General features: G+C 69.8%; 31 protein-coding genes and 1 tRNA gene. 11 read left to right on the top strand and 21 right to left on the bottom strand.

Annotation, left to right across the window (positions count from 1 at the left end; genetic code table 11):
- The first annotated feature begins 13 nt into the window (after nucleotides 1-13).
- The gene (locus tag QRX50_RS16505) at nucleotides 14-1,198 is read left to right on the top strand and encodes a DUF6236 family protein (RefSeq protein WP_285972817.1); all 1,185 of its coding nucleotides are present in this window, start codon (nucleotides 14-16) and stop codon (nucleotides 1,196-1,198) included.
- Between the two features lie 96 nt (nucleotides 1,199-1,294).
- Here the strand turns inward: QRX50_RS16505 and QRX50_RS16500 are convergent, their stop codons facing one another.
- From QRX50_RS16500 to QRX50_RS16490, 3 genes are all read right to left on the bottom strand, one after another.
- Entirely contained in the window at nucleotides 1,295-2,110 is an 816-nt protein-coding gene (locus QRX50_RS16500) for an MBL fold metallo-hydrolase (RefSeq protein ID WP_285972816.1), read from the bottom strand.
- Between the two features lie 174 nt (nucleotides 2,111-2,284).
- Nucleotides 2,285-3,205, bottom strand: a complete 921-nt coding sequence (locus QRX50_RS16495; protein WP_285972815.1) for a cation diffusion facilitator family transporter — start codon at nucleotides 3,203-3,205, stop codon at nucleotides 2,285-2,287.
- Between the two features lie 173 nt (nucleotides 3,206-3,378).
- Nucleotides 3,379-4,503, bottom strand: a complete 1,125-nt coding sequence (locus tag QRX50_RS16490) for an epoxide hydrolase family protein (RefSeq protein WP_285972814.1) — start codon at nucleotides 4,501-4,503, stop codon at nucleotides 3,379-3,381.
- Between the two features lie 114 nt (nucleotides 4,504-4,617).
- On the opposite strand from QRX50_RS16490, the gene QRX50_RS16485 reads away from it, so the two are divergent.
- Nucleotides 4,618-4,690: transfer RNA gene (locus QRX50_RS16485), tRNA-Arg, on the top strand.
- A gap of 67 nt (nucleotides 4,691-4,757) precedes the next feature.
- Here the strand turns inward: QRX50_RS16485 and QRX50_RS16480 are convergent.
- Nucleotides 4,758-5,741, bottom strand: a complete 984-nt coding sequence (locus QRX50_RS16480; protein WP_285972813.1) for a class II fructose-bisphosphate aldolase — start codon at nucleotides 5,739-5,741, stop codon at nucleotides 4,758-4,760.
- Between QRX50_RS16480 and QRX50_RS49515 the strand changes: the two genes are divergently transcribed.
- Complete coding sequence (locus tag QRX50_RS49515; protein ID WP_353074156.1) at nucleotides 5,628-5,975, top strand: FCD domain-containing protein; 348 nt, start codon at nucleotides 5,628-5,630, stop codon at nucleotides 5,973-5,975. The two genes, QRX50_RS16480 and QRX50_RS49515, sit on opposite strands and share 114 nt — an antisense overlap.
- 104 nt (nucleotides 5,976-6,079) lie before the next feature.
- On the opposite strand, the gene QRX50_RS16470 is transcribed toward QRX50_RS49515, so the two are convergent.
- Both QRX50_RS16470 and QRX50_RS16465 read right to left on the bottom strand, forming a co-directional pair.
- A complete protein-coding gene (locus QRX50_RS16470; protein ID WP_285972811.1) occupies nucleotides 6,080-6,889 on the bottom strand; it encodes a polysaccharide lyase family 7 protein in 810 nt (269 codons plus the stop codon).
- A gap of 179 nt (nucleotides 6,890-7,068) precedes the next feature.
- Nucleotides 7,069-7,695 carry an FMN-dependent NADH-azoreductase gene (locus QRX50_RS16465; protein ID WP_285972810.1) on the bottom strand — a complete coding sequence of 209 codons (627 nt, stop codon included), beginning with the start codon at nucleotides 7,693-7,695 and terminating at the stop codon, nucleotides 7,069-7,071.
- A 134-nt stretch (nucleotides 7,696-7,829) separates the two neighbouring features.
- On the opposite strand from QRX50_RS16465, the gene QRX50_RS16460 reads away from it, so the two are divergent.
- Nucleotides 7,830-8,438, top strand: coding sequence for a CGNR zinc finger domain-containing protein (locus QRX50_RS16460; protein WP_285972809.1), 609 nt, complete (start codon nucleotides 7,830-7,832; stop codon nucleotides 8,436-8,438).
- A 31-nt stretch (nucleotides 8,439-8,469) separates the two neighbouring features.
- Here QRX50_RS16460 and QRX50_RS16455 read toward each other — a convergent pair whose 3' ends face one another.
- Nucleotides 8,470-8,928 carry an Lrp/AsnC family transcriptional regulator gene (locus QRX50_RS16455; protein ID WP_285972808.1) on the bottom strand — a complete coding sequence of 153 codons (459 nt, stop codon included), beginning with the start codon at nucleotides 8,926-8,928 and terminating at the stop codon, nucleotides 8,470-8,472.
- A gap of 113 nt (nucleotides 8,929-9,041) precedes the next feature.
- Between QRX50_RS16455 and QRX50_RS16450 the strand changes: the two genes are divergently transcribed.
- The gene (locus QRX50_RS16450) at nucleotides 9,042-9,518 is read left to right on the top strand and encodes a DUF2000 domain-containing protein (RefSeq protein ID WP_285972807.1); all 477 of its coding nucleotides are present in this window, start codon (nucleotides 9,042-9,044) and stop codon (nucleotides 9,516-9,518) included.
- A 4-nt stretch (nucleotides 9,519-9,522) separates the two neighbouring features.
- Here QRX50_RS16450 and QRX50_RS16445 read toward each other — a convergent pair whose 3' ends face one another.
- Nucleotides 9,523-10,479 carry an SDR family NAD(P)-dependent oxidoreductase gene (locus tag QRX50_RS16445; protein ID WP_285972806.1) on the bottom strand — a complete coding sequence of 319 codons (957 nt, stop codon included), beginning with the start codon at nucleotides 10,477-10,479 and terminating at the stop codon, nucleotides 9,523-9,525.
- A gap of 77 nt (nucleotides 10,480-10,556) precedes the next feature.
- Complete coding sequence (locus tag QRX50_RS16440) at nucleotides 10,557-11,039, bottom strand: carboxymuconolactone decarboxylase family protein (RefSeq protein WP_285972805.1); 483 nt, start codon at nucleotides 11,037-11,039, stop codon at nucleotides 10,557-10,559.
- Nucleotides 11,040-11,187: 148 nt separating this feature from the next.
- Here QRX50_RS16440 and QRX50_RS16435 point away from each other — a divergent pair, with 148 nt between their 5' ends.
- Entirely contained in the window at nucleotides 11,188-12,006 is an 819-nt protein-coding gene (locus QRX50_RS16435; RefSeq protein WP_285972804.1) for an HAD family hydrolase, read from the top strand.
- Here QRX50_RS16435 and pdxR read toward each other — a convergent pair.
- Nucleotides 12,001-13,473: a MocR-like pyridoxine biosynthesis transcription factor PdxR gene (gene pdxR, locus QRX50_RS16430; RefSeq protein WP_285972803.1), complete on the bottom strand. Its 1,473-nt coding sequence runs from the start codon at nucleotides 13,471-13,473 to the stop codon at nucleotides 12,001-12,003. The two genes, QRX50_RS16435 and pdxR, sit on opposite strands and share 6 nt — an antisense overlap.
- A gap of 120 nt (nucleotides 13,474-13,593) precedes the next feature.
- Between pdxR and QRX50_RS16425 the strand changes: the two genes are divergently transcribed.
- Both QRX50_RS16425 and QRX50_RS16420 read left to right on the top strand, forming a co-directional pair.
- Nucleotides 13,594-14,820 carry an MFS transporter gene (locus QRX50_RS16425; RefSeq protein ID WP_285972802.1) on the top strand — a complete coding sequence of 409 codons (1,227 nt, stop codon included), beginning with the start codon at nucleotides 13,594-13,596 and terminating at the stop codon, nucleotides 14,818-14,820.
- A gap of 38 nt (nucleotides 14,821-14,858) precedes the next feature.
- Nucleotides 14,859-15,440: an SDR family oxidoreductase gene (locus tag QRX50_RS16420; RefSeq protein WP_285972801.1), complete on the top strand. Its 582-nt coding sequence runs from the start codon at nucleotides 14,859-14,861 to the stop codon at nucleotides 15,438-15,440.
- Nucleotides 15,441-15,491: 51 nt separating this feature from the next.
- On the opposite strand, the gene QRX50_RS16415 is transcribed toward QRX50_RS16420, so the two are convergent.
- From QRX50_RS16415 to QRX50_RS16405, 3 genes are all read right to left on the bottom strand, one after another.
- On the bottom strand, nucleotides 15,492-16,181 hold the full coding sequence (locus QRX50_RS16415; RefSeq protein WP_285972800.1) for a GntR family transcriptional regulator: 690 nt from the start codon (nucleotides 16,179-16,181) through the stop codon (nucleotides 15,492-15,494).
- 78 nt (nucleotides 16,182-16,259) lie between these two features.
- Nucleotides 16,260-17,102: a fumarylacetoacetate hydrolase family protein gene (locus QRX50_RS16410; protein ID WP_285972799.1), complete on the bottom strand. Its 843-nt coding sequence runs from the start codon at nucleotides 17,100-17,102 to the stop codon at nucleotides 16,260-16,262.
- A gap of 24 nt (nucleotides 17,103-17,126) precedes the next feature.
- Nucleotides 17,127-18,059, bottom strand: a complete 933-nt coding sequence (locus QRX50_RS16405; RefSeq protein ID WP_285972798.1) for a VOC family protein — start codon at nucleotides 18,057-18,059, stop codon at nucleotides 17,127-17,129.
- Between the two features lie 216 nt (nucleotides 18,060-18,275).
- Between QRX50_RS16405 and QRX50_RS16400 the strand changes: the two genes are divergently transcribed.
- On the top strand, nucleotides 18,276-19,217 hold the full coding sequence (locus QRX50_RS16400; RefSeq protein WP_285972797.1) for a PDR/VanB family oxidoreductase: 942 nt from the start codon (nucleotides 18,276-18,278) through the stop codon (nucleotides 19,215-19,217).
- A gap of 155 nt (nucleotides 19,218-19,372) precedes the next feature.
- On the opposite strand, the gene QRX50_RS16395 is transcribed toward QRX50_RS16400, so the two are convergent.
- The 6 genes from QRX50_RS16395 to QRX50_RS16370 form a co-directional block, all read right to left on the bottom strand.
- Nucleotides 19,373-19,855, bottom strand: coding sequence for a helix-turn-helix domain-containing protein (locus QRX50_RS16395; RefSeq protein WP_285972796.1), 483 nt, complete (start codon nucleotides 19,853-19,855; stop codon nucleotides 19,373-19,375).
- Between the two features lie 75 nt (nucleotides 19,856-19,930).
- Nucleotides 19,931-20,881 (bottom strand): Gfo/Idh/MocA family oxidoreductase, encoded by a 951-nt coding sequence (locus QRX50_RS16390; protein WP_285972795.1) that lies wholly within the window; start codon nucleotides 20,879-20,881, stop codon nucleotides 19,931-19,933.
- Nucleotides 20,878-21,720 carry a class III extradiol dioxygenase subunit beta gene (locus QRX50_RS16385; RefSeq protein WP_285972794.1) on the bottom strand — a complete coding sequence of 281 codons (843 nt, stop codon included), beginning with the start codon at nucleotides 21,718-21,720 and terminating at the stop codon, nucleotides 20,878-20,880. Before QRX50_RS16385 ends, QRX50_RS16390 begins: the two co-directional genes overlap by 4 nt.
- A gap of 2 nt (nucleotides 21,721-21,722) precedes the next feature.
- Nucleotides 21,723-22,109: a protocatechuate 4,5-dioxygenase subunit alpha gene (gene ligA, locus QRX50_RS16380; protein WP_285972793.1), complete on the bottom strand. Its 387-nt coding sequence runs from the start codon at nucleotides 22,107-22,109 to the stop codon at nucleotides 21,723-21,725.
- Between the two features lie 17 nt (nucleotides 22,110-22,126).
- A complete protein-coding gene (locus tag QRX50_RS16375; RefSeq protein WP_285972792.1) occupies nucleotides 22,127-23,305 on the bottom strand; it encodes a 4-hydroxybenzoate 3-monooxygenase in 1,179 nt (392 codons plus the stop codon).
- 100 nt (nucleotides 23,306-23,405) lie between these two features.
- Nucleotides 23,406-23,570, bottom strand: coding sequence for a hypothetical protein (locus tag QRX50_RS16370; RefSeq protein ID WP_285972791.1), 165 nt, complete (start codon nucleotides 23,568-23,570; stop codon nucleotides 23,406-23,408).
- A 54-nt stretch (nucleotides 23,571-23,624) separates the two neighbouring features.
- On the opposite strand from QRX50_RS16370, the gene QRX50_RS16365 reads away from it, so the two are divergent.
- Nucleotides 23,625-24,071 carry a winged helix-turn-helix transcriptional regulator gene (locus QRX50_RS16365; protein ID WP_285972790.1) on the top strand — a complete coding sequence of 149 codons (447 nt, stop codon included), beginning with the start codon at nucleotides 23,625-23,627 and terminating at the stop codon, nucleotides 24,069-24,071.
- A 19-nt stretch (nucleotides 24,072-24,090) separates the two neighbouring features.
- On the opposite strand, the gene QRX50_RS16360 is transcribed toward QRX50_RS16365, so the two are convergent.
- Entirely contained in the window at nucleotides 24,091-24,411 is a 321-nt protein-coding gene (locus QRX50_RS16360; RefSeq protein WP_285972789.1) for an ArsR/SmtB family transcription factor, read from the bottom strand.
- A 119-nt stretch (nucleotides 24,412-24,530) separates the two neighbouring features.
- Between QRX50_RS16360 and QRX50_RS16355 the strand changes: the two genes are divergently transcribed.
- Complete coding sequence (locus QRX50_RS16355; RefSeq protein WP_285972788.1) at nucleotides 24,531-25,718, top strand: MFS transporter; 1,188 nt, start codon at nucleotides 24,531-24,533, stop codon at nucleotides 25,716-25,718.
- Nucleotides 25,719-25,749: 31 nt separating this feature from the next.
- Here the strand turns inward: QRX50_RS16355 and QRX50_RS16350 are convergent, their stop codons facing one another.
- Nucleotides 25,750-26,184, bottom strand: a complete 435-nt coding sequence (locus QRX50_RS16350) for a winged helix-turn-helix transcriptional regulator (protein ID WP_285972787.1) — start codon at nucleotides 26,182-26,184, stop codon at nucleotides 25,750-25,752.
- Nucleotides 26,185-26,237 lie beyond the last annotated feature (53 nt).

Below are 26,237 nucleotides of genomic sequence, written 5' to 3'. Positions count from 1 at the left end.
GATGGGGGTGCGTGTGGATCCGATCGCCTTGTACTACCCGTACATCCACGTCCGGGACGACCGGTGGCTGAAGTACGCCGCGTTGTACTGGCCCAAGCTGGCGCGGCTGCGGCCGGCCGGCTATCCGACACTCGATTCGCCGGTGTCGCGGGCGCTGCGCTCGGAGGCGAACTGGCTGGTGGACGTCACACCCCCGGCGTGGGCGGCGCAGGAGGTCGGGCGCCCGTTCCTCGAGTTGCTGGAGTCGCACGAGCAGAGTCTGCGGGACCGGTTCGCCCTCGACCGGATCCACCGCCGGGTCGGGTACCGAGGTTCCCGCCGGAGTGTGCGCAGGACGTCCCTGTCGGCCGGCTCCTACGGCCGGGACCTGCCCGATTGGCTCGACTACGTCCACGTCGGCAAGATGTCGCCCGAATGGCTCGGCGCCGCAATGGTGGCCGACCTGGCCTCGACGTACGAAGGCCGGGGCGAGACCTGGGTGGGCATGCACCCGGAGCTGGCGGCGGTCTACACGTGTGCGCTCGTCGAACGCATCGCGACCGAGAACCGACTCCACCCGGTCACCGACCAGGAGCTCCCCCACACGGCCGCGTCGGGCTGGACACTCGACCGCCTCGCCGACGTGCTTCTCGGCACGGCGCCGACCTCCGCGGCCCGCCCGGACGCCGAAGACGGGTTCGTGTTCTCGGCTTTCGAGACCGTCGTGCCCGCCGGGCTCGACACCGTGCCGGTCGAGAAGATCATCGAGGTCCGCACGAAGTTCGGTGCCGAGCTCGACGCCTTTCGCCGGTACGTGACGGAGCAGTCCGAAAAGCTCGCGCAGTTGCAGGACGTACGGGATGTGGAGGTGTTCCGCGAGTACCTTCGCGACGAGGTCGACCGCGCCGTGACGGATCAGCTGAAACAGCTGCGCGATCGCTTGCGCAGCGTCGGCCTGGAGTCGGTGCGCGGGGTGGTCAATGTGAAGTCCGTGGCCCCGCCCGCGCTGGTCACGATCGCGGCCGACACCGTCGGGCTGTCGCCGGCCATCGCCGGCTCCGCCACGATGGCCGCGTGCGTGGTGGCCGCGCCGGCGCAGTGGCGTCGGCAGCGGCGAGCCGCCATCCGCGAGTCACCGGTGGGCTATCTGTTCCAGCTCGACCGGGAGCTCAACCCGACCGGGCTGATCGATCGCCTGCGGCGCGCCTGGCCGGGGTGATCGCTCATCGTGAGGCCGGCGGACACGACGACCGTGGCGCGGGCCCGGCGAACGAAGCGCGCTCGCTCACCGGGCCCCGCTCGGAGCAAGAAACCGTCAGGACTGCTTGCCCACGACGTTCCACTCGCCCGGCTCGGCCAGCGCCAGCACGTGGGCCAGGCCGGCGTCGTCGAAGGCGGGCCGGAACGTGTCGATGCCCTCGGAGAAGTGGGCCCAGCCCTGGATGTGGGCGGGCAGGACGGTCTTCGCGCCGAGCACCGCGGCCACGGCGGCGGCGCGCTCGGAGGTGAGCGTCAGGGGACGGCCGTCGAACTTCGCCGCGACGCGGGCAGCGCCGGCGAAGAGGACCGCGACGTCGATGGGCTGCACCTTGTTCGCGATCTCGGCCGCCACGCGGACGGACGCGTTGTCGCCGCTGAGGTACACCGTCGGCAGGTCGGTACCCGAGAGCACGAAGCCGATCACCTGGGAGTTGATGTAGCCGCTGTCGTCGCGGTCGCCGTCGGAGGGGCCGTGTTCGGCCGGAACGGCCTGCACGGTCAGGTCGCCGTCGCCGTCGCCGCGGGGGATGGTGATGGTCTCCCAGGCCTCGAGGCCCCGGGCGTTGTCGCCGAGCAGCTTCGCGGAGTTGACGCCGGTCAGGAGCGTCTTGGCGGCGAGGGCGTATTCCTTGCCCTTGGCGTCCAGGTTGTCGGGGTGGGCGGCGTGGCTCACGAGCACGACGTCGACGTCGCCGAGCCCGGCTTCGTCGACGGCCGGACCCTCGAGCTTCGTCAGGTAGGCGTGCGGGCCCGGCTCGTCGAACGTCGGGTCCACCACGAACCGCAGGCCCGCGATGTCCACGACGGTGGTCGGCCCCCCGATCACGCCGATCCCGAACTCCTGCCGCTGCGAACTGATGCGCTCACTCACGAGCATTCCCCTCGATGGTCTGTTCCGCAGGCGCACTCATGCCCGCCTGCTTATCCTTTGCGCCGCTTGAAGATTGCCCCGAAGCGCGGGAACCGGCCACCGGTGAACGGGTCAGATCCCGCCGGATTCGGCTCAGCGCCAAGGCAGGCGTTCGCCCATCCCGGATGAAACCGACTACCAGGACAGTTCCTGACACCGGCGCGCGCACTGCGGTCCTTCGACCTGCAGCGTCGCGTGGTTGATGGAGTACCGGGCCGCCAGGAGGTCCTGCGCCTTGGTGAGCACGGTGGACTGCTCGGCCTCGTCGTTCATCGTGAGGTGCGCCGACGCGACCTCCATGCCGGAGGTGAGAGTCCAGACGTGCAGGTCGTGGACGTCGGAGACGCCCGGCAGGGCCGCGAGCTCCGTGCTGATCGCGCCGACGTCGACGGTGTTCGGGGCGTGCTGGAACAGGATGCGCAGCGCGCGGCGCGCCAGGGTCCACGTGCGGGGCAGCACGAACAGGCCGATGGCGACACCGATGATCGGGTCGGCGTAGCGCCAGCCCGTGGTCAGGGTGATCGCGCCGCTGATCAGCACGCCGACGGAGCCGATCAGGTCGGCGAGCACCTCGAGGTACGCGCCGCGGACATTGAGGCTTTCGCGCGCGCCCGAGCGCAGCACGAAGAACGACACGATGTTGGCGACCAGGCCCGCGCCGGCGGCCAGCAGCACCGGCAGGCCCGCCACCTCGGGCGGGTCGGTGAGGCGGCCGATGGCCTCCACCAACACGTATCCGGCGACGCCGAACAGCAGCACCGCGTTGCCCAGCGCGGCGAGCACTTCGGCGCGGTACATGCCGAACGTGCGGCTGAGCGTCGGCCCGCTGCGGCGCGCCAGGACGATCGCGGCGAGCGCCATACCGACGCCCAGGACGTCGGTGAACATGTGGGCGGCGTCGGAGATCAGGGCCAGCGAGCCCGTGGTGAAGCCCACCACGAACTCCAGCACCATGAAGCCCGCGCCGATGACGAGGGCGATCAGCAACGCGCGCAGGTAGCGGCCGGACGCGCTCGCCGGGGCGGCGGTGTGCCCATGTCCGTGGCCGTGGCCCATGACTTCGCCTCCCGTCGTTGCCGCAGGTCACCACTGGTACAGGGCCTGTCGCCAGGCCCGCTCGCAATATATAGTCGCATGCGCATATGTGCAATACAGGTAAGCCTAAGTCACTGTAATCGGACACACCGGCGGATACCCATCCCCCGGATGAGCACTCCCGTCTGGTGGGATCAGCGCACCAGGCGGAAGAACCCGCGCACCTGCTCGACGAGCGACTCCGGCTCCTCCATCGCGGCGAAGTGCCCGCCGTGCGGCAGCTGTTCGAACCAGCGCAGGTCGGTGAACCGCAACTCGGCCTCGCGGCGCGACGGCCGCGTGATCTCCTTGGGGTACAACGAGATCCCGGACGGCGCGGTGATCTTGCCCCGGAACCCGGTGCCGAAGCTCTCCCAGTACAGCCGCGCCGACGACGTGGCCGAGGCCGTGAACCAGTACACGGAGATCGCGTCGAGGATCTGGCGGCGGGTGAGCGCGTCTTCCGGGTGGCCGTTGTTGTCGGTCCACGCCCAGAACTTCTCGGCGATCCAGGCGGCCTGGCCGGCGGGCGAGTCGGTGAGGCCGTAACCGAGCGTCTGCGGGCGCGTGGACTGCTGGCCGGAGTACCCGCGGCCGGTGCGGCCGAACTCCTGAGCTGCGGCGAGCGCCGCCTGCTCCTCGGGCGTCGGGTCGTCGAACTGCCCCAGCGGCGCGGCCGCCATGTTCACGTGGACGCCCGCCACCCGCCCCGGCGCGACTTCGCCGAGCACGCCGGTCACGGCCGAGCCCCAGTCGCCGCCCTGGGCGCCGTAGCGTTCGTAGCCCAGGGAAACCATCAGGCTGTCCCAGGCCCGCGCCGTGCGCTCCACACCCCACCCGGCCTTCACCGGCTTGTCACTCCACCCGTACCCGGGCAGCGACGGCGCGACCACGTGGAACGCGTCCGCCGGGTCTCCCCCGTGGGCGCGCGGGTCGGTGAGCGGGCCCAGCACGTCGAGGAACTCGAGCACCGAGCCGGGCCACCCGTGCGTGATCACCAGCGGAAACGCGTCCGGCTCGGGCGAGCGGACGTGCAGGAAGTGGATCCCGAGCCCGTCGACGGTGTCGCGGAACTGCGGGAACGCGTTCAGCCGGGCGGCGAAGCCGAAGTCGTAGTCCTCGGCCCAGGTGCGGCACAGCTCCTGCGCGTAGGCCAGCGGCAACCCCTGCGACCAGTCGTCCACGGTCTCGGCCTCGGGCCACCGCGTGCGGCGCAACCGTTCCCGCAGGTCCGCGATGTCGGCCTCGCTCACGTGGGCCTCGAACGGTTCCGCAACCACCCCTGCTCCCTCCGTCGGCAAGATCAACGCTAGCAGTGTCGACCCGAAGGTGACCCCCTGCGGAACACCGGGCGAACCGGGGTGCGCTAAGCTTGCCTCGTCGCGCAGCGATGCGCCCTTGTAGCTCAGGGGATAGAGCACTGCCCTCCGGAGGCAGGTGTCGCAGGTTCGAATCCTGCCAAGGGCACATTCTTCAGAAACAAATCGGCGGTTCCCACTCGCGAGTGGGAACCGCCGATTTTGTTGTGCGGTCGTCAACCGCCGAGGGTTTCGAGCACCGTGCGCGCGACGCCGGTCGCCTTGTCCAGCACCGAACGGGTGAGCGCCAGCATGTCCTCACCGGACGCGCGGGCCGGGCCGACGCCGGCTTCCAGGGTTGCGAGCATCGCGGTGCGGAGCTCGGTGTTGACGTTCACCTTGCCGACACCGGCGGCACCGCAGCGGCGCAGGTCGGCCGGCGACAGACCGGACGCGCCGTGCAGGACGAGCGGGACGGGTCCGGCCTCGGCGCGGATGCGGGCCAGCCGCGGCCAGTCGAGGTCGGGTGCGCCGCGGTAGCGGCCGTGGACGTTGCCGACGCCGCACGCGAGCAGCCGGGCCCCCGAGGCCGCGAGGAACGGCCCGACCTGCGCCGGATCGGTTTTGCCGGACACCTCAACGGCTTCCGCTCGGTCTTCGGCGCCGGGAACGCTGCCGAGCTCCGCTTCCACGACGACGCCGCGCGGCGCGGCGAAATCCCGGACCGCGCGGACGAACGCCGCATTCGCTTCCGGCGGCAGGTGGGAGCCGTCCGCGAGCACGGCGTCCACACCGTGCTCGATCGCCATGCCGATCAACGCCTCGTCCTTCGCGTGCTCGAGCTGCACGCACACCGGGACGGCCGCCGCGTCGGCGATCGCGCGCAGCGTCCGGATCAGGCGCGGCTCGGCGGCCGAGGGCGCCACCAGCAGGATCACGGGCAGGCCGGGCTCCTCCGCCGCGCTCACCACCGCCAGCGCGGTGTCCGCCCCGTAGCAGGTGAACGCGGGAATGGCCGCCTGGTCGGCGTGCGCGAAGTGTCGCCCCAGGAGGTCGAAGACCTCTTCGAAGTCCGCCTCGGCCTGGAGACGATCGCGGCGCGGCGGCTGTGCGAGCGGCGCGACCGGTCGTCGGTCGTCACCGAGCTGACCGAACACCTGGAGCGGCTTCGCCGGCCGGAGTCCCTCGCCGCGGACCTCGACGCCGACCTGGAGTTCCACGGCACCATGTGCCGGCTGGCCGGCAACCAGCTGCTGCTGCAGTCGCGGGAGGGCATCAGCAGCCTGGCGCGCATCACGATGCTCGCGGCGGGGCCAACATGGCCTACGAGCGCCACGCGCCCATCGTCGACCTCATCGCCCGCGGCGATTCGGCCGCGTGCAGCGAGTTCCTGGCCGACCACATGGCTTCCGCACGAGATCGGCTCATCCGGAGCATCTCGACCCCAGCCGTGAACGAAGCCGAAGTTCGTTCGTAGCGCGGGAAAACACCGCACGCGCCCGTGACACAAACGGCGCCGCCGGGCGAGTTCACCCCGGCGGCGCCGTTTGTGTGTCGGTCAGCTGTGCGAGATCGTCAGCCCGTAGAAGGCGACGCGAGCGCCCTTCGTCGTGCTGCTCGACGAGGACTGGTTGTACGAACCGGCCTTGAAGTACTGCTTGTACGCCTTGAACGACGACGGAATGCTGTAGTGCGTCGTGCTTCCGTTCACGGTGAGGTCGATGGTGTTGCCGCCGGAGATCCCGATCGTGTAGGTCCAGGTCTTGCCCACCGCGACGTGGCCGACGGTGTGCAGGGTCTGGCCGCCGTCGGGCGAGTTCTCCGTGCCCAGCACGATGTCGCCGCTGGAGCGATAGTACAGCTCCAGCAACGGTTTCGTCGACGAGCCGCCGGTGCCGAGGTGGACCTGACCGACGCACACGTTCGACGTCACCGACACCACGCGCAGTGTGGCGTTGAGCTTGTGGGATCCGCTCAGCGACCAGTTGGCGGCCGAACCGTCGCGGTTCATCTCCCTCAGCTCGGATCGGGCGTAGTTCGAATTGGGGGTGGTGACGCCCTTTTCCGGCGCCCAGAACGTCATCGCGCCATCGCGCGTGTCGGTGTAGAAATAGCTGTCCTGAAACCCGTTCGGCCCTTGCAGCCGGGACGACGAGATGGTGGTCGGCGAGCCCGGTGAGCCGACGGGCTCCTGGAGCTGCCAGGTCGACAGGTCGAAGTTGCCGCCAGGAGCCACGGACGGGCTGCCCAACACGGACTGACCGGTGGCCGGCGCTGCCTCCGCGGACAACGCGGTTGCAGCCACGAAGGCGGGAATCGCCAGCACGACGAGCGCGGCGCGCATGCGCATCGCAGTTTCCTTTCGCACGGTGGGGACCTCTGTGCCATTTATTCAGATATGTGAATTAATGTTGCGGAAACCCGGCGGCGAAAGGAAACGTTAAGGTTGTGATCGCATCAAGTCAAGGATTGACCTGATGCCCGACACGCCTCGGCGGCCCGTCACGACAAGGCGACGGACCGCCGGGTTCCGATTACCGGAACAAGCTAGAACGCGTTGCCCGCGTCACGGGCGGCGACCAGGGCCGCGTCGCGGTCCTGGTTGCGGGTGCCCGTGAGGATCGTGGGCTGGAAGCGGACCTCGGTGACGTCGGTGACGCCGACGAAGCGCAGCCAGTCCTTCACGTACGTGGAGTGGAAGTCGGCGCCGAACTGGATGGGAACGCCTTCGGAGTAGACGCCGCTGGTGTAGATCGTGGCGGCCTTCTTGCCGTTGACCAGCCCCGAGTAACCGGCGGCCGGGTCGAAGCCGAAGACCGTGCCGCGCTGAGTGATGATGTCGACCCACTGCTTGAAGACGTACGGCACGCCCGCGTTCCACATGGGAATGCTGAAGACGTAGGCGTCGGCCGAGGTGAACTGGTCGGTGAGCGCCTGGGCCTGCGCCCACACCTCGGCCTGCTCGCCTTCGGGTGCCCCGCCGGCGAACACGGCGAGCTTGGCACTCGCGCCGGCCGGTCCGAACTGCGGCAGCGAGCCGTCCCAGAGGTCCAGCGTCTTCACGACCGTGCCGGGGCGGGCGTCCTGGTACGACTCCAGGAACGCCGCGGCCAGCGCACCCGAATCCGACGCGGCACCTCGCGGACTGGCCGAGATGTGCAGAACGGTTGTCATGACAAGCCTTCCTGATGTGTTTGCCCACCGGTCCGGGGCGATGACTGTAACCGATAAAAGAGCCGATCAACAGTTACAGCGGGCCCGGTAACCTCTCAACGAAGGCGGACCGGACGGACAGGAAAGGAGGGCCGATGGAGCCGGAAGTGTTCCCGCTCGGGTTGAGCGACCATCCGGCCCTCGCGTTCCTCAACACCGCGGCCACCGCCGAAAGCCGCGAGCTGATCCCCCACGGAGCGGGTTTCGTGCAGTGGCTCGAGCTCACCCGGCTGATCGACGAACAAGACCGGAACGCGGTGCTCGATCACTTCGCCCCCGCCGAACTCGACGCCGCGGCCCGCGAAGCCGTCGACCTGCGCGAGCGCCTTCGTCCGGTGGTCCAGACGTGGGCGGGCGGCGATCCCACCGCACCGGACGAGCCGTTTTTGGCCGCGTTGAACGCCATTCTCGCCGAAAGCGGCCGCAGCCGGCAGGTCCGCCGATCCGGCGCCGACCTCGATCTGCAGGACCGGTGGACGTGGACCACGCCCCGGTCGCTCCTCTCCCCCGTCGCGGAAGCGGCAGCCGACCTGTTCGTCCACGGCGACCGGTCCCTGGTCCGCAACTGCGAGGGCCCGGAGTGCCCCCTGTGGTTCTACGACCGCACCAAGGCGCACCGCCGCCGCTGGTGCTCCATGGCGACGTGCGGGAACCGGGCCAAAGTGCGGGAATTCCGAGCTCGGGCCACGAAGGAAGTCCCGTAGCCTCACCCGGATCTTCGACGAGCCAACCGTTTCAGCGTTCCACCGGCGTGATGCGGGTGTTGCGCAGGTGTTCGTAGACGATCGACGTGCGGACGTCGGCCACTTCGGGGCGCGCGGTGAGCTGGTCGATCACGAAGGCGTAGAGGCTGGCGTTGTCGGGGACCGCGACGTGGAGGATGAAGTCCTCGGTGCCGGTCGTGACGTAGAGGCCGAGGATGTCGGGCAGGGTGGTGACCCAGTTGCGGAAGCCTTCGATGACGCGGCGCGACGGCGGGCGCACGCGGACCGCGACGAGGGCCTGAACCGAGCGGCCGATGGCGGGCAGGTTCACGTCGAGGGTCGCGCCCTGGATGATGCCACGCTGGCGAAGCGCGCGGGTGCGGTCGAGGGCCGTGGTGGGTGAGACGCCGACGGCGGCGGCGACGTCGCGGTTGGTCTTCCGGACGTCTGACTGCAGTTCCCGCAGGATCGCCTTATCAAGTTCGTCCACGTCCACCTCCAGGAAACCCAGTCCGATACTTGTACGGATTCTAAGCGATCCTGCTGGTTGTTCGTCTAACTTGCTGAAGCAAGAGCAGTACGAACAACCAGGGAGGCCCGGCTTTGACCGAGGAAAGTTCGCGGATCGGGTTCGCTCCGGACGAGGTCGATCCGACCGTGTCGACGCGGGCGGCTCGCTTGAAGTGGGTGGTCGTGGTCGACCGCGGTCTGCCGCCGGGGCGCGCGATGAACGCGGCGATCTGCGCGGCCGCGGCGACGGCGACGAACGTCACCGGGCTGCTCGGGGACGACGCCGTGGATGCCGACGGGCAGGCGCACCCCGGGCTGCCGTGGGCGGGGTGTTCGGTGCTGGCCGCCGACGGTCCGGCGCTGCGCACCATCCGCGCCAAGGCCATGGCGTCGCCCGGGTGCTTCGTGGCGGACATGCCGGCGGTCGCGCAGCACACGCTGGTGTACGCGGAATACCTCGCCGGTGTCAAAGAAACCACCGGCGAGGCACTCGACTACTACGCGGTGAGCATCATCGGCCCGCGCAACCGGGTCGCCAAGATCGTCGGGAAGCTGCCGTTGCTCCCGTGACCCGCTAGCGCACAGCGGCCGAGGCGTAGTCCCACAGGCGATCCGCCGCGACCGGGTCGAGGGCCCAGCGCGCGACGCCGGCCATCGCGTCCACGCCGCCGGCGGCGAGGTGCGCGCCGCCGTCGATGACCGGCGACTCCTGGTTGTCCTCGAAGTAGCGGCCGGTCACGCCGTCGAGCAGCGGCGACACGGCGAGCAGCGTGGGAGTGGCCGCGCCCTGCTCGGGAGTCTTGAAGTAGGCCGGGGTGATGGCGTTGCCGTCGGCGTCGAGGGCGCCGAGCAGGCGCAGGGCGTCGGGAGCGAGGTGGCGCAGGAGGTTCGTGCGGATGACGCCCGGGGCACACGCGTTGGCGTAGATCCCTTCGCCGGCCCAGCGGCGGCTGATCCCGACGGCGAGCAGCACACTGGCGGTCTTCGACTGCCCGTAGGCGACGAGCGGGTCGTAGGGCCGCCGCTCGAAATGCGGGTCGGCGAAAGAGAAGTCGGTCAGCAGGTGCGCACCGGAACTGAGGACGACGATGCGGGCTCCGCCGCCGGAGCGCAGAGCGTCCCACAGGCCGGTGACAAGCGCGAAGTGGCCCAGGAAGTTGATGCCCAGGTGCATTTCCCAGCCCTCGGCGATGACCTCGCGCTCGGGCAGCGCCATCACACCGGCGTTGGCGACCAGCGCGTCGACCGGCTTTTTCCACTGCGCGCAGAAGGCCCGCACCGAACCGAGGTCGGCGAGGTCGAGCGCCGCGACGTCGACGCGCGGGAACTCCTCGACGAGCTGCTTGGCGTGAGCCGGCGTGCGGGTGGCGATGGTGACGTGCGCGCCGGCCGTGGCGAGCGCGCGGACCGTCTCGGCGCCGAGGCCTGAGGCACCGCCGGTGACGATCACGCGGCGGCCAGTCAGGTCCACTCCGGCGAGGACCTCGGCGGCCGTGGCTCGCGCGCCGAACGGGGTGGTGATGGTGGTCATGGAGTCCTTCGCGGGAAGAGTCCGGTATGGACGGTGAGAGGCACGCCTGCGCGGGGGAAGGCGGCAGCGAGCCGGCGTCAGGACGCGGTGGGCGTGTAGTGACCCGGCACCATGCGGGTCGACACACCGAAGCGGTTGAACGCGTTGATCGTCGTGATCGCCGCGATGAGGTGGGCGAGCTCGGTCTCGTCGAACTGCTGCGCCGCCTTCGCGTAGACCTCGTCGGGCACGAAGCCGTCGGTGAGCACGGTGACGGTCTCGGTCAGCTCGATCGCCGCGATCTCGCGCGCGGTGTAGAAGTGCTTCGACTCGGCCCACGCGTCCAGCTGCAGGATGCGTTCGGCCGACTCGCCGGCGGCCAGGGCGTCCTTGCTGTGCATGTCGAGGCAGAACGCGCAGTGGTTCAGCTGCGACGCGCGGATCTTGACCAGGTTCACCAAGCCCTCGTCGAGGTGCTTCTTCGCCGCGGTGTCCAGGCGCAGCATCGCCTTGAACACGTCGGGGGCGAGCTTCATCCAATCCAGGCGCGGGGTGTGCTCGGGCAGGCGTTCAGTCGTCATGAGACCACGCTAGGCACCGTCGCCCGCGCGGACGTGGTCCAATTCCGGCTGCGCATCGTGGGCCAATCACGGGTGGCGCGGTGCACAGTGGACGGGCCCGGAATCGTCCCTACAGTGGGAAGAACCGACTCCCCTGGAGGATCCCGTCATGACCGCACCGTCCTGGAAGGACACCGGACCGTGGCTCGTCGCGCTGGACATCGACGGCACTCTGATCCGCGAGGACGGCTCGCTGAGCGAAGCCGTGGTCACCGAGGTCCGCCGGCTCGACGCGGCCGGGCACCACGTCGTGCTCACCACCGGCCGCTCCGCCGTGAGCACCGTCCCCGTGCTCGACCGACTGGGCATCACACCGCGGTTCCTGGTCTGTTCCAACGGCGCCGTCACCCTGCGCGAGTCCGGATCCGGCTTCCGGCGCCACTACGTGGAGTCGTTCGACCCGGCCGAGTCCCTGTGCGCCATCCGCACGCACCTGCCGAACGCCCGCTTCGCCGTCGAGGACGAGCTGGGCCGCTACCGCTGCACCGAACCGTTCCCCGACGGCACGACCGGCCTCGACGACGCGCAGGCCGCGGTACCGTTCGAAGCCCTGCTGACCACGAAGGCCACACGCGTCGTCGCGTTCGCGCCAGGCCACGACATGGCCGATTTCCTCGCTCTGGTACCGAAAATGAACCTGCGCGAGGTGAGCTTCGCCCTCGCCTGCACCCCGTGGCTCGACCTCGCCGCCGAGGGCGTGAACAAGGCCGCGGCGGCCGAACGCGTCCGCGCCGAGCTGGCGGTCCCCCGCCACCGCGTGCTCGCCGTCGGCGACGGCCACAACGACATAGAGCTCCTCACCTGGGCCGCCGAACGCGGGCGCGGTGTCGCGATGGGACAGTCCCCCGCCGAGCTGATCGCCGCCGCGGGCGAGCTCACCGGCACCGTGCTCGAAGACGGCCTCGCGCAGGTGCTCGCGACACTATGAGCGCGGCAGCACCGAGCACAACGCCGCCAACGCCCCCGACCACGCGCTGTCCGACGGAGTCGCGTACCCGACGACCAGCCCGTCGCGTCCGCTGTCCGGCCGCGCCGACGGATGCGCGAAGTCGCCCAGTCCGTCGAGCGCCAGGCCCACCCGCGCACCCGCGGCGATCACCGAACGCTCGGTGCCCGGCGGGAGGTCGAGCACCGCGTGCAGCCCCGCCGCGATCCCGGAGACGCGGATTCCCGGCGCGTGCTCCGCGACGGCCGCCACCAGCTGGTCGCGCCGGCGCCGGTAGCGCAGCCGCATCGCGCGGACGTGGCGGTCGTAGTCGCCGGAGGTGAGGAACTCGGCGAGCGCCAGCTGGTCGAACGAACCCGGCGCCCAGTCGACGTGGCCCTTCGCGGCGATCACCTCGGGCGTCACCGAACGCGGCAGCACCAGCCAGCCGAGCCGCAGCCCCGGCGCCAGCGACTTGCTCGCCGTGCCGAAGTAGCAGACGCGCTCGGGATCGAGGCCCTGCAACGCACCCACGGGCTGGCGGTCGTACCGGAACTCCCCGTCGTAGTCGTCTTCGAGCACCAGCCCACCCGTCGACCGGGCCCAGTCGACCACGGCCGCGCGGCGGTCCGGACGCAGAGCGCCCCCGGTCGGGTACTGGTGCGCGGGCGTGAGCAGAACCGCGCCCGTGTCGAGGGAACGCAGCCCTTCGGTGCACGTGCCGCCCTCGTCGAGCGGCAACGCCGGGGTCTCCAGGCCGGTTTCGGTGAGCAGGTCGTTGTACTGCGGCACGCCGTAGGTCTCGACGGCGACCGTGCTGACCCCACGCGCCCGCAGCACGCGGCCGATCAACCTCAGCCCGTGCACGAACCCCGCGCAGATCACGATCCGCTCGGGCGAGGCGTAAACACCGCGGGCGCGTGCGAGGTAGTCGGCGAGCGCCGTGCGGAGTTCGACTCGGCCACGCGGGTCGCCGTAGCCCAGGGCTTCGTGGGGCGCGGCCATGATCGCGCGCCGGGACGCCGCGAGCCACTGCGCGCGCGGGAAACTCGCCAGATCCGGGTTGCCGGGCAGCAGGCTGAACCGCGTGTCCGACGTGCGGATCGGCGTCGGACGGCGCAGCGCGACGCGGTCGGAGCCGGGCGTCGGCGCGCGGCGGGGCTCCGCCCGACGAGCGACGCGCGTACCCGAACCCTGCCGGGCGGTGAGCCAGCCTTCGGCCACGAGCTCGGCGTAGGCGTCGGCCACGGTGTTGCGCGCGATCGACAGGTCGGCGGCGAGCGTGCGTGACGAAGGCAGCTGCGCGCCGGGCAGCAACCGGCCCGTGCGCACGGCTTCGCGCAACGCGTCCATCAGCGACGTCCGCAGGCCGTGGCGGCCGCGAAGGTCCAGGTGGTCGAGGTGCAGGTCGGCGCCGAGGCCCTCGGTGGAGCGCCTGCCCTCGGGTGAAGTGGCCCGTGTTCCCACCATGGAAATGGACCATACACCTGACCCAATCGCAGCCTAGCGTGGGTTTTGAGCCCAGCGCGCGGGCCACCGAATCTGGTTGCGATCTACTACCACTATGGCCCGATACTCCTTAGGAACGCCATGACCTCCCTCGACGTCCGGAAAACCCCCGGACCACCACGCCCCGGCATCAGCACCGGGTTCGCCGTCCTGCTCGCCGTCGTCTGCGGCATCGCGGTGGCCAACATCTACTACGCCCAGCCGCTGCTGGAGGACATCGGCCACGACCTCGGCGTCGGCGCGGCCGGGCTCGGCTACGTGACGACCGTGACCCAGGTCGGCTACTTCGCCGGCCTGATCCTGCTCGTGCCGCTGGGTGACCTGCTCAACCGCCGCGTGCTCATCCCCGTCGGCTCGGTGATCGCCGCGCTGGCGCTGCTCGGCGTGGCCGTGTCACCCGGGCCGGTGCTGTTCTTCATCGCCAGCGGCGTGGTCGGCCTCGCGACGGTGGTGCAGCAGGTGATCATCGCCTACTCCGCCGTGCTGGCCAGTCCCGAATCCCGCGGCCGCGTGCTCGGCATCGTGACCAGCGGCGTCGTGATCGGCATCCTGCTCGCGCGGACCGTGGCCGGTCTGCTCGCCGACGCGTTCGGCTGGCGCTCGGTGTTCGTCGTCTCCGCGGTGCTGATGCTCGGCGTCGCGGTCCTGCTCGGCCTGCGGCTGCCCCCGGAGCTGCCGGACCGGCCTTCGGTCTCGTACCGCAAGCTGATCGCGTCGATCGTCACGCTGACCGTGCGCGAGCGCGTGTTCCGCGTGCGGAGCCTGATCACACTGTTCATGTTCGCCGGCTTCGGCGCGCTGTGGGGCTCGATGGCACTGCCGCTTTCCGCCGAGCCGTGGAACTTGTCGACGTCGGCGGTCGGGCTGTTCGGCCTCGTCGGCGCCGCTGGCGCGTTCGGGGCCGCTCGCGCCGGCTCCCTGGCCGACCGTGGCCGGGCGCAGTGGGTCACCGGCATCACGCTGGTGCTGTTCGCGGTGTCCTGGCTGCCGATCGCGTGGCTGCCGAAGTCGCTGATCCCGCTTATCATCGGCATCATCGTGATCGACTTCGCCGGCCAGGCCATCCACGTGACCAATCAGCACCTCATCGTGGGCCTCGACCCGAACGCGAGCAGCCGCCTCATCGGCAGCAACATGGCGTACTACTCCGTGGGTTTCGGCGGTGGCGCCGTCGCGGCGACCACCGTGTACAGCGCGTTGGGCTGGACCGCGGTCTGCGTCCTCGGCGCCGGGTTCAGCCTGGTGGCCCTGCTGGTGTGGGGCGTCGACCGGCTCTCCACGGCCCGCCTCGCTCCGGCAGCGGCCTGAGTGTCCTCTGTGGAATTTCGGAAAAAAAGGAGAAAGTGATGAAGGTATTCCTCGCCGGCGCCTCCGGTGTGCTCGGGCAGCGGCTGATCCCGCGGCTGGTCGAGGCCGGGCACGAGGTCGGCGCCATGACGCGGTCGACCGGCAAGCTGGAATCGTTGACCGACCTCGGCGCCGTCGCGATCCTGTGCGACGTCTTCGACCGCGACGCGCTCGTGCAGGCCGTCCGCGACTTCAAGCCGGACGTCGTGCTCAACGAGCTCACCGATCTGCCCGACGACTTCGCCAAGATCGGCGACCACACCGAGCGCAACGCCCGCATCCGCACCGAGGGCAACCACAACCTGATCGAGGCCGCTCGCGCCGCCGGCGCGCCGAAGATCCTCGCGCAGAGCGTGGCCTGGCAACTGCCCGACGGCCCCGACGCCCTCGCGGTGAAGGACCTCGAACAGTCGGTGCTGGCCGAAGGCGGTGTCGTGCTGAGCTACGGCCAGTTCTACGGCCCCGGCACCTACAACGAGGGCGCCCTGCCCGCGGAGCCCCGCGTGCACCTCGACCGCGCGGCCGAGCTCACGGTCGAAGCGCTCGACGCGCCGACGGGTGTCGTGACGATCGTCGACTGACCTGGGCAAGCGCCGGCCGGGTCAGCCCGGCCGGCGTCCGCCGAGGCCGAGTCAGGCGAACGACGAGTCCAAACCGTTTTCCTGCGCGTACGCGATCAACGCTCGCGGCGCGCGTTCGATGTGCGCCCCGAGCAGTTCCGCGGCCTGGTCGGCGTCGCGGTTCAGCGCGAAGTCCTTGAGGCGGCGGTGTTCACCGGCGATGTCGCGCTGGTGGTCGTCGGCCAGCGCCCAGTACCAGCGCCGGTAGAGCTCGGCGCTGTCGCGCAACGACGTGGCGATCGCCTCGAGCCGCGGACTGCCGCAGCCGGCCAGCAACGCGCGGTGGAAGTCGCGGTGGGCCAGCGTCCAGTCTTCGTTGTAGGAACCGTCTTCGAGGATCACCGGCGTGCGTTCCAGCGTGTGGTGCGTGCCGAGCACCGACGTCTCCCAGCTGAGGTCGCCGAGTTCGAACGACTGCCGCAGCGCCAGGGACTCGATCTGAACGCGGACCTTCGTGAGGTCGGCCAGATCGTCGACGGACAGCGGGCGCACGGTGAACCCGCGCTGCGGCGTGGAAACCAGCAGGCCCTGCTCCGCCAGCCGCGTCAATGCTTCGCGCACCACGGACATGCTCACGCCGAAGCGCGTGCTCAGTTCCTGGGACTTCATGCGCTGTCCCGGCTCGAAGCGGCCGCCGAGGAGGTCGGCCCGTAGCGTCTCGAAGACTTCCTCGGTCCGGCTGGCGGTAGGTTTCGTCACCACTCGAACATTCTACTATAAATCGATATTCGACGGCCATAACGGCGACCCCGGCCGGGCAGGCCGGGACCGCGGCCGGCCTCAGTCGGCAACCAGGTCGTTGCGCAGCCGGCCGATGCCCTCGATCTCACTGACCAGCGTGGTACCGGGAACCAGGTAGCGCTTGGGGTCCCGGCCCATCCCGACGCCCGCCGGCGTACCGGTGAAGATCACGTCTCCCGGCAGCAGCGCCACGACCGACGACAGGTACGAAACCAGCGCCGGCACCGAGACGATGAGGTCACGGGTGCGGCCGTCCTGCAGCACCTCGTCGCCGACGGAGCAGCTCAGTGCGAGGTCGTCGCGGTCGGCGAGCTCGTCGGGCGTCACGATCGCGGGGCCGATGGGGCTGAAGCCGGGGTAGGACTTGCCGAGCGAGAACTGCGGCACCGGGCCCGCGAGCTGAACTTCGCGTTCGGACAGATCCTGTCCGATCGTGAGGCCCGCGACGTGGTCCCAGCCCTGCTCCTTGGTCACACCCTCGGCCCGCTTGCCGATCACGACCACGAGCTCCACCTCCCAGTCGACCGACGCGCTGGGCAGCCGCACCGCGTCGTACGGGCCGGTGATGCTCGTGACGAACTTCGTGAACACCGGGGGCGCGGTCGCCGAGGCCTGCATGCCCGATTCGGACGCGTGCGCGTCGTAGTTCAGGCCGATGGCGAAGATCTGCGCCGGGCGCAGCACCGGCGGGCCGACCTCGACGTAGGTGAACGGCACCGCGTCCTCGAACGACTGCCCACGCGCCCACGCCGCGAACTCGTCCCACTTCTCGTAGACGCCGTCGGGGTCCGGGCCGAACCGGCCGTCGCTGGCCTTCTCGACGTCGAGGGCGAGGTCACCGGAGAGCAGGGCGACGCGGCCGTTGATGTTTCCGTAGCGCATGGTTTTCCTTGTCTGCGAAAAAGGTCAGCGGGGGCTGTGCGTGCCGGTCATGAGCGCGGCGAGGTCTTCGGGCTTGAGGAACGACGGCGGCAGCGGCGGGCCCCAGTTGTAGACACCACGGGTGCCCTCGACGACCGAGGGCTTCCAGAGCGCGTCGTCGACGATGCAGTCGAGGTCGCTGTAGTACTCGGAGAAGTTGCCGGCGGGATCCTTGAGGTACCAGAAGAAGTTGGACCCGATGTGGTGGCGGCCCAGGCCCCAGACGTGGCGCTCGGGGTTGCCTTCCAGCATCTCGGTGGCGCCGCGGCCGACCTCGTCGACGTCGTCGACCTCCCACGCGGTGTGGTGCAGGAAGTCGACCGGTGCCTTCTGGATCAGCAGGTTGTGGTGGTCGGTCGAGCAGCGCAGGAAGCTCGCGAGGCTCGGGACGTGGTCACTGGCCTTGAACCCGATGCCCTCGGTGAAGAACTTCTGCGACGCGTCCTGATCCTTTGACCCGATCACGACGTGGCCCAGCTTCTTCGGCCGCACCTTGTTGGTCCGCTCCACGCCGGGCGCGCGGCCGTCCGGCCGCGATACCCGGCCAGGACCGTTGTACGGCACCTGCTCCACCGGCACCTGCACCAGGTGCGGCGCGATCTCCAGCACCACCAGCGTGTTCGAGTTCGGGTCGAGCACCCGCAGCGACGTCTCGTCGCGCTTCCCGGCCACGTCGAGCTTCGCCAGGCTCGCCTCGATCCGGTCCAGGTCGTCGGGGTCGTCGACCCCCACCCCCAGCTCCACCAGCCGGCGCAGCGGCGAGTGCGTGATCTTCAGCTGCTCGCCCCCTTCGGCGGTGGCGAACCGGTTCTCCGCCTTCTCGCCCACCGGCGTCAGGCCGAAATCCTCGTAGTAACCAGCGGTCGCCCCCACATTGGGCACACCCAGCGTGATCGACGTCAAACGATGCAGCGGCATCGGCTTGCCTTCCTGTCCGGGACGACTCGGCGGCTCGACGGACTCACCAGACCCGCCATCGTCAGAGTAGCAAAATATCGATACTTTGGAAGTCTATCGCGCAAACTGGTGACCCACGGCACCCTCATTCGTGCTTCTCATTGGACGAGAAGCGCATCGCGACGCCGAGTTCGCCCGACTTACGTTGAGTTCTCCCCACCGGTGAGGAGGAGCCGAATGACCGACGTCGAGGTGCTGGAAGTGGCCGCGATCCGGGAGCGGGCCGAGGGCGTGCGCGAGCTGACCCTGGCGCGGCCGGACGGCGGGCGGCTGCCCGACTGGACGCCGGGGTCGCACATCGACCTGGTCCTCCCGAACGGGCTCACGCGCCAGTACTCGCTGTGCGGCGACCGCTGGGATTCCCGCACCTACCGCGTCGCCGTGCTGCGCGAGCCGGACGGGCGAGGCGGTTCGGCGTACGTGCACGACGTCGTCGGAGTCGGCGACCGCCTCGGCGTCGGCTGGCCACGCAACAACTTCCCGCTGGTGCCCGCCACCGAGTATCTGTTCATCGCCGGCGGCATCGGGATCACGCCGGTGCTGCCGATGATCCACCAGGCCGAGCTGCTCGGCATCGAGTGGCACCTCCTCTACGGCGGGCGGCGCCGCGCGTCCATGGCCTTCCTCGACGAGCTGGCCACCTACGGCGACCGTGTGCACGCCGTGCCGCAAGACGAACGGGGACTGCTCGACCTCGCCGCGTGGCTCGGCGAGGCGAAATCCGCCGCGCGCGTCTACTGCTGCGGCCCTGCCCCATTGCTGGACGCCGTCGAAGCCGCCTGCGCGCACTGGCCGGCGCACGCGCTGCACACCGAACGCTTCGTCGCGGCCGAACGCACCCCCGCCCGCGACGAGGCCTTCGAGGTGGAACTGCGCCGCTCCGGCAAGACGATCCGCGTGACGCCGGAGATCTCCGTGCTGGAAGCCATCCGCAACGCCGGCGTCGACGTCCTCTCCTCGTGCGAGCACGGCACGTGCGGCACCTGCGAAACCGTGGGGCTCGACGGCCTGCCCGACCACCGCGACTCCCTGCTCGCCGAGCACGACCGCGAGACGGCGGACTGCATGTACGTCTGCGTGTCCCGCTCCCGCACCGACCGCCTCGCCCTCGACCTCTGACCCGCTCGAAGATCGGAGACTCCCATGACCACGATGCTCGACGTACCCGTCGTCGACCTGGATCCGTTCGGGCCCGAAGCTCTGGAAGATCCGGCCCGACTGCACGCGACGATGCGCGACGCCGGACCGCTCGTGCACCTGTCCCGCTACGACGTTTACGCCATGGCGCGGTACGAACAGGTCCGCACCGCACTCGTGGACTGGCAGGACTTCGAGTCCGGCGCCGGCGTCGGGCTCAGCAACTTCCGCCACGAAAAGCCGTGGCGCCCGCCGAGCCTGCTCCTCGAGAACGACCCGCCCCACCACGACGCTCCACGGCGCGTGCTCACGTCCGTGATCGGGCCGCGTGTCCTGCGGACCTTGCGGGAACAGTGGTTCGCCTCGCGCAGGCCGAGCGCCCGCGGCGCCATCGCGGCGATCTCCCAGAACCGCGCGCCGACGTGCACGCGGTGACCTTCGCCGCGTTCGAGCAGGCCCAGCTCGACGAGCTCGGCGACGATCCGGTGCGCCGTCGGCGTCGACAGCCCCGCGCGGCGCGCGATGTCCGACGCGGTGAGGGAACCGTGGTCGAGGTCGAACGCCTCGAGCACCGCCACCACCCGGGCGAGCACCGACTGACCGGCCGATCGGTGGGCCATGGTCCCCTCCTCGCGCCGGGACAGGAGTCCTTGAGAATAAAACGGGTCCGCCAGGCCGGCCCGCGGTCTTCTCATTCAATGAGAAAGTTCGGCCTCCAGGTCGGCCAGGACCTGGTAACCGGGGAGCACCGCCGCGGCGCTCGATTCGGGCTCACGGCCTTCGCGGATGGCGGCGACGAACTCGCGATCCTGGGCCTCGATACCGTCGGCCACTCCGTCGAGCGTGACCTTTTCGCCTTTTCCGGTCACGAGGTCGTCGTAACGCGCGAGGTAGGTCCCGTTGTCGCAGATGTAGCGGAAGTCGGTACCGAAGGGCCCGTCGTTGTTGAAGCTCAGCGAAAGCGTGCAGATCGCGCCCCCGGCCGCCCGCAGCTGGATCGAGAGGTCCATCGCGATCCCGAGCTCAGGATGCAGTGGCCCCTGCACGGCGTGGGCGGCCACGATCTCCTCACCGGTCTGGAACCGGAACAGGTCCACGGTGTGCGCGGCGTGGTGCCACAGCAGGTGATCGGTCCAGCTGCGGGGTTCGCCGAGCGCGTTGAGGTTCGCGCGGCGGAAGAAGAACGTCTGCGCGGTCAGCTGCTGCAACGTCAGCTCTCCGGCAACCACCTTCCGGTGTACCCAGCGGTGCGACGGGTTGAAGCGCCGGGTGTGCCCGGCCAGGCACACCAAGCCGGTCTCACGCGCGGTGGCGGCCACGCGTTCGGCGTCGGCGCGGCTGTCGGCGAGCGGGATCTCGACCTCCACGTGCTTGCCCGCCCGCATCGCGGCGACGGCCTGCCGTGCGTGCAGCTGCGTCGGCGTGGCCAGGATGACCGCGTCGACGTCGTCGCGCGCGAGCACGTCGGCCAGCTCGGTGGTCGCGTGGCCGATGCCGTAGCCGGCCGCGACCTCGCGTGCCTGCTCCAGCCGCCGGCCGACGACCGCGGTGACCTCGACGCCGTCTATGCGGGCGAGGGCGTCGAGGTGCTTGATCCCGAACGCCCCCGCTCCGGCGAGCGCGACGCGCAGTGGCTGAGCCGTCACTGCGCCGGCTCCAGCACGAGGTGTCCGACGGCGGTGTTGGAGGCGGGCACGTGGTAGAAGCGGTAGAGCTCCTTCACGTCCTCGCCGAGCGCACCGCGCATGATCAGCCACATCACCATTTCGATGCCTTCCGAACCGGCCTCACGCAGGTACTCGATGTGCGGCAGCTTCCGCAGCGCCTCGGGGTCGGCGGTCAGGCGGTCGAGGAACGCCGCGTCGAACTCGGCGTTGATGAGCCCGGCGCGCGGGCCCTGCAGCTGGTGGCTCATGCCGCCGGTGCCCCACACCTGCACGTCGAGGTCCTCGTCGTAGGCCAGCACCGCGCGGCGGATCGCCTCGCCGAGCGCGTAACAGCGGTTGCCGGTCGGCGGCGGGAACTGCACCACGTTCACCGCCACGGGGATGACCTTGACCGGCCACGCCTCGGGCTGCCCGAACATCAGCGACATCGGCACGGTCAGGCCGTGGTCCACGTCGAGCTTGTTCATGATCGTGATGTCGAATTCGTCGCGGATCAGCGATTCCGCGAGGTGCCAAGCGAGATCCGAGTGGCCCTGCACGCGGGGCACCGGCCGCGGGCCGAACCCCTCGTCCGCCGGGGCGAACGAATCCGCGCAGCCGATGGCGAACGTCGGGATCATCTCCAGGGAGAACGACGTCGCGTGGTCGTTGAACACGAGCACCACCACGTCGGGGCGCTCGCGGGCGATCCACTTCTTCGTCCACTCGTACCCGTCGAACACCGGCTTCCAGTAGTCGTCGCCGGACTTCCCGTGATCGAGCGCCGCGCCGATCGCCGGGACGTGGCTGGTGGTGACACCAGCGGTGATCCTCGCCATGGCTACCGTCCTTCCTTGATCGAGCGCTGGCCCTCGGGTGAGCGCCCGCCGGCGATCATCATCGCCACGTACTCCTCGGCTGTCATGCCGACCATCGTGCTCACGGCCGCGGGAAAACTGGTTCCGTCGGTCGCGAAAATCTTGGCCAGGAAATAGATGTTGCCACCCTCGGCGATCGCGGCGTTCCAGTCGCGGTCCACCACGGCTTGGCACTGCGCCGGGGTCAGCGGCCACTCGTCGAGGTAGGCGCTCTCGTCGGCCTTGAACCGCTCCCGGTTCTCGGGTTTGAGCAAGCTCATGCAGAACTGATTCAGTGCGAAGCCCTTCCTGCTCTGCTCGCCGGTGAACACCGTGGTCCCCGGGATGTCGTCCAGTTCGGGATCTTTCACCTGTGCCTCCGCACTCGTCATCGGTAGGACCAGCCGCTCTCGTAGGGCAAACCCGTGTAGTTCTCCGCCAGCGCCGTGGCCTGGCTGCGTGACGACGCGATGAAGGCCAACTGCGACAACGCCAGCTGCTGCTCGATCGCCGCGCCACTGGGCGCTTTGTGCAGCGTGGTCGTCATCCACCACGAGAAGTGCGTGGCCCGCCAGACGCGCTTCAACGCCTTCTCGGTGTACGCGGCGAGGAGGTCTTCGCGGTTGCCGTAGTAGAAACCGCCGAGCGCCCGGGAAAGCAGGCGGACGTCGGCGACGGCGAGGTTCATCCCCTTCGCGCCGGTCGGCGGCACGATGTGCGCCGCGTCGCCGGCGAGGAACAGCCGGCCGTGCTGCATGGGGGCGGCGACGAAGCTGCGCATCGGGGTGATGGATTTGTCGAAGATGCGGCCTTCGGTCAGCTCGAAGCCGTCGACGTCGGTGAACCTGAGGTGCAGCTCCGACCAGATCCGGTCCTCGGGCCAGTTCGCGACGTCCTCGTCGGGGTCGACCTGCAGGTAGAGCCGCGTAACGCGTTCGGAACGCATGCTGTGCAACGCGAACCCGCGCTCGTGACGGCAGTAGATCACTTCCGGGTCCGACGGCGGAGCCTCGACCAGGATCCCCAGCCACGCGTACGGGTACGTGTGCTCGTAGTGCACCAGCCCCGGCACCTGGCCGCGCGAAATGCCGTGGAACCCGTCGGCGCCGATCACGAAATCGCAGTCGAGAGTCTCGCCGGCCCCGTTCTCGACGAAGGAAATCCTTGGAGTGCCGAGGTTTTCGATCCGCACGTCCGCGACCCCGAACCGCACGTCGCCGCCGTCGTCCAGCCGCCGCGCGATGAGGTCCTTCACCACCTCTTGCTGGCCGTAGACCGTGACACCGCGCCCGACCAGATCGACGAGGTCGATGCGGTGCGTCCGCTCACCGAAGCGAATGTTCAGGCCCGCCTGGAAAATCGACTCCGCGTCCAGGCGCTTGCCCACACCCGCTTCGCGCAACGTGTCGACCGTGCCCTGTTCGAGGATCCCCGCACGCACCCGGCCCTGCACGTACTCGCGCGGCCGCGCTTCCAGCACCACCGACTCGATTCCCTGCAGGTGCAACAGGTGCGAAAGCAGCAGCCCCGCGGGCCCCGCGCCGATGATCCCCACTTGCGTGCGCATGAACGTCACCTCCCGGTCAGTCACCGAATGGCGGGAGCCTAATGACGGGAAACGCGTCGAGGAGCCACGTTTCCACGCTGAGGAAAAGTTGTTGTCCTGCTCAGCTGCCGATGGGCAGGGAAACAGTGACGGTCGTGCCCGCACCGGGCGTGCTGTCGACGGTGACGGTGCCGCCACCCCACCGCGGCGCTGGCGACAACGTGATCACCCCGCCGGTTCCGGTGCCCACGGGTGCCGGAACCGGGCGCAGGGCGATGCCTTCCACCGCCGGCCAGCCAGTAGTAAACTGCAACCAGACTGGTTTCAGCAGTAACCGGAGGTGGTCGCGCTGAGCGAGCGCACGTGGACGAGCCCGCAGTGCCCCGTCGCGCGGACGGTCGACCTCGTCGGCGACAAGTGGTCACTGCTGATCATCCGCGACGCGTTCGACGGCATCCGCCGGTTCGGGCAGTTCCAGCGCAACCTCGGGGTGGCCAAGAACATCCTCACCGACCGGCTGCGCAACCTCGTCGGCGCCGGCGTGCTGTCCGTCGAACCGGCCTCGGACGGCAGTGCCTACCGCGAATACGTGCTGACGAAGCGCGGCGAGGACCTGTTCGACCTCGTGGTCAGCCTGCGGCAATGGGGGCAGGACCACGCGTACGAACCGGGCGAGGACCACGTGCTGCTCGTGGACCGGGAGACGGAAGAGCCGATCCCGCGGCTCACCTACGTGACACCCGACGGCACACCGATCCACGCCGCCGACACGCGCGTGCTCAAGTAAACCGTCCACTTCGGACGGATCAGTACACCTCGGCCAGGCCGGCGAGCACTGCATCGAGGAACCCCGGGAACCGCGCGTCGAGATCCTCGCGGCGCAAGCACACGAAGTAGTTGCGGCCTTCCAACTTCGTCCGCGTCAGCCCGGCCTCGCGCAGCACTTTCTTGTGGTGCGACAACGTCGACTTGTGCAGTGCGGCCAGCAGGCCTTCCGGCCCGCACGGGTGGAACTCGCCGTCGGCGAGCGTGACCAGCACGCGCATCCGCGCGTCGTCCGCGATCGCGTTGAGCACGTCGTCGAACCGGATGCCGGCGACAGCCGGTTCCTCCAGATAGCGAGCCACGGCACCTCCTCGGCGACCTCAGTCACAACGGTACCAGATTCATCAAACTGTCCTTGACGGGAACCGTTTCACCTTCCTATGGTTTGACGTATATCAAACCTTCCTCGAAGGGATCTCCCGTGTACCGACGCCTGCTCGTTCTCGCCCTCGGGACGTTCGCCGTGGGAACGGACGGCTTCGTGATCGCGGGCATCCTGCCCGAGATCTCGCGCTCGTTGCACACGAACGCGGCCGCGACCGGCCTCCTGGTGACGATGTTCGCCTTCACCTACGCGGTGTCGTCGCCGATCATCGCCGCCACCACCGCACACTGGCCGCGCAAGCGGCTGCTGATCGCCGGGCTGCTGATCCTGGCGGTCGGCAACGTCCTCACCGCCACCCTGCCGCTCTACGGGCTGGTGCTCGCCGGCCGCGTGATCGCCGGCCTCGGCGCCGGGATGTTCACCCCGACCGCCAGCGCGACAGCGGCGTCCCTTGTGGAACCCCACCAACGCGGGCGCGCCCTCGCCGTCGTCATGGCCGGCCTCAGCTCCGCGACCGCGCTGGGTGCGCCGATCGGCACGGTGATCGGTTCGCAGACCAACTGGCAGACGACGTTGTGGTTCGTCGCCGCCCTCGCCGTGCTGGGCGCCGTGGGCGTCGCCGTGCTGCTGCCCGCGGTCCCCGCCGCGCACGTCGCCGGGCTGCGCGAGCGGCTGGCGACCATGAAGGACGCGCGCATCGGCTTCACGCTGCTCACGACGTTGCTGGTGTTCACCGGCCTGTTCACCGACTACACGTTCGTCGGCGAATCGTTCGGCCGCGCCACCGGCGGCAACGGCATCGCGCTCGCCATCCTGCTGTTCCTCTGGGGCGCGGGAGCCACCGTCGGCAGCGTCACGGCCGGGCACCTCACCGACCGCATCTCCGGCCAGCGCATCATCGCCGTGGCGGTCGTGATCGTCGGCCTCGACTTCGCGCTGCTTCCCTTCAGCAGCCGCACCTTCGCCACGGCGGCCGTCGCGTTGTTCGTCTGGGGTGTCTGCGGCTGGGCGACGCTGGTGCCGCTGCAGCACCGGCTCATCGAGGTCTCGCCCGAGCACGCGCCAGTGAGCATCGGCCTCAACGCCTCCGCCACCTACCTCGCGACGGCGGCTTCGGGACTCACGGGCGCGGCCGGGATCGCCGCGTTCGGCGCCTACAACCTCGGTCCGTTCGGCTTGATCTTCCTCGCGCTGGGCCTGGTCGCGTCGATCGTGTCGGCCCGGTTCGTCCACACCCGCCGGCCGGCCCCGGCAGTCCCGGTTCCCACCGCGGCCGAGCACTGAGAAGCCCGAATGACCCCGCGAACATCCGGGGTCACTCGGCTTTCCCGGCCTCCGGGGGCTCAACCGCGTCGAACGCCGCCTGGTTCCCGCGGATCTGCGCCTGGTGCTCGGTCGACCACGTGCCGAGCGCCAGCACCGCCGACAGCAGCGACGAACCCAGCTCCGTGATGGTGTATTCCACGCGCGGCGGCACCTCCGGGTGCGACGTTCGCTCCACAAACCCGGCGCGCTGCAGCTGTTTCAGTGTCAAGGTCAGCATTCGCTGCGAAATCGCCGGCACGGCGGCGATCAGGTCCGAGTAGCGCAGCGGGCCGCTCGCGAGCGTGCCGAGCAGCAGCACGCTCCACTTGTCACCGACGAGGTCGAGCACCTCGCGCACTAAGTCCGCGTCGCGGTTCGCCCAGTGCGCGCACGGCTCGGGCGCTTGCGCGACCCTCAGCCGCACGTCGGTTCCCACGGTTCTCACCCCTCCAGAATGGCGCTTCGACCGGCCTGGTCACGAACATCGATGTGCCTTTT

The sequence above is a fragment of the Amycolatopsis sp. 2-15 genome, assembly GCF_030285625.1.
Classification (GTDB): Bacteria; Actinomycetota; Actinomycetes; order Mycobacteriales; family Pseudonocardiaceae; genus Amycolatopsis; species Amycolatopsis carbonis.
The sequence above is the reverse complement of the archived record's forward strand: the minus strand, read 5'-3'. Positions and strand labels throughout refer to the sequence as shown.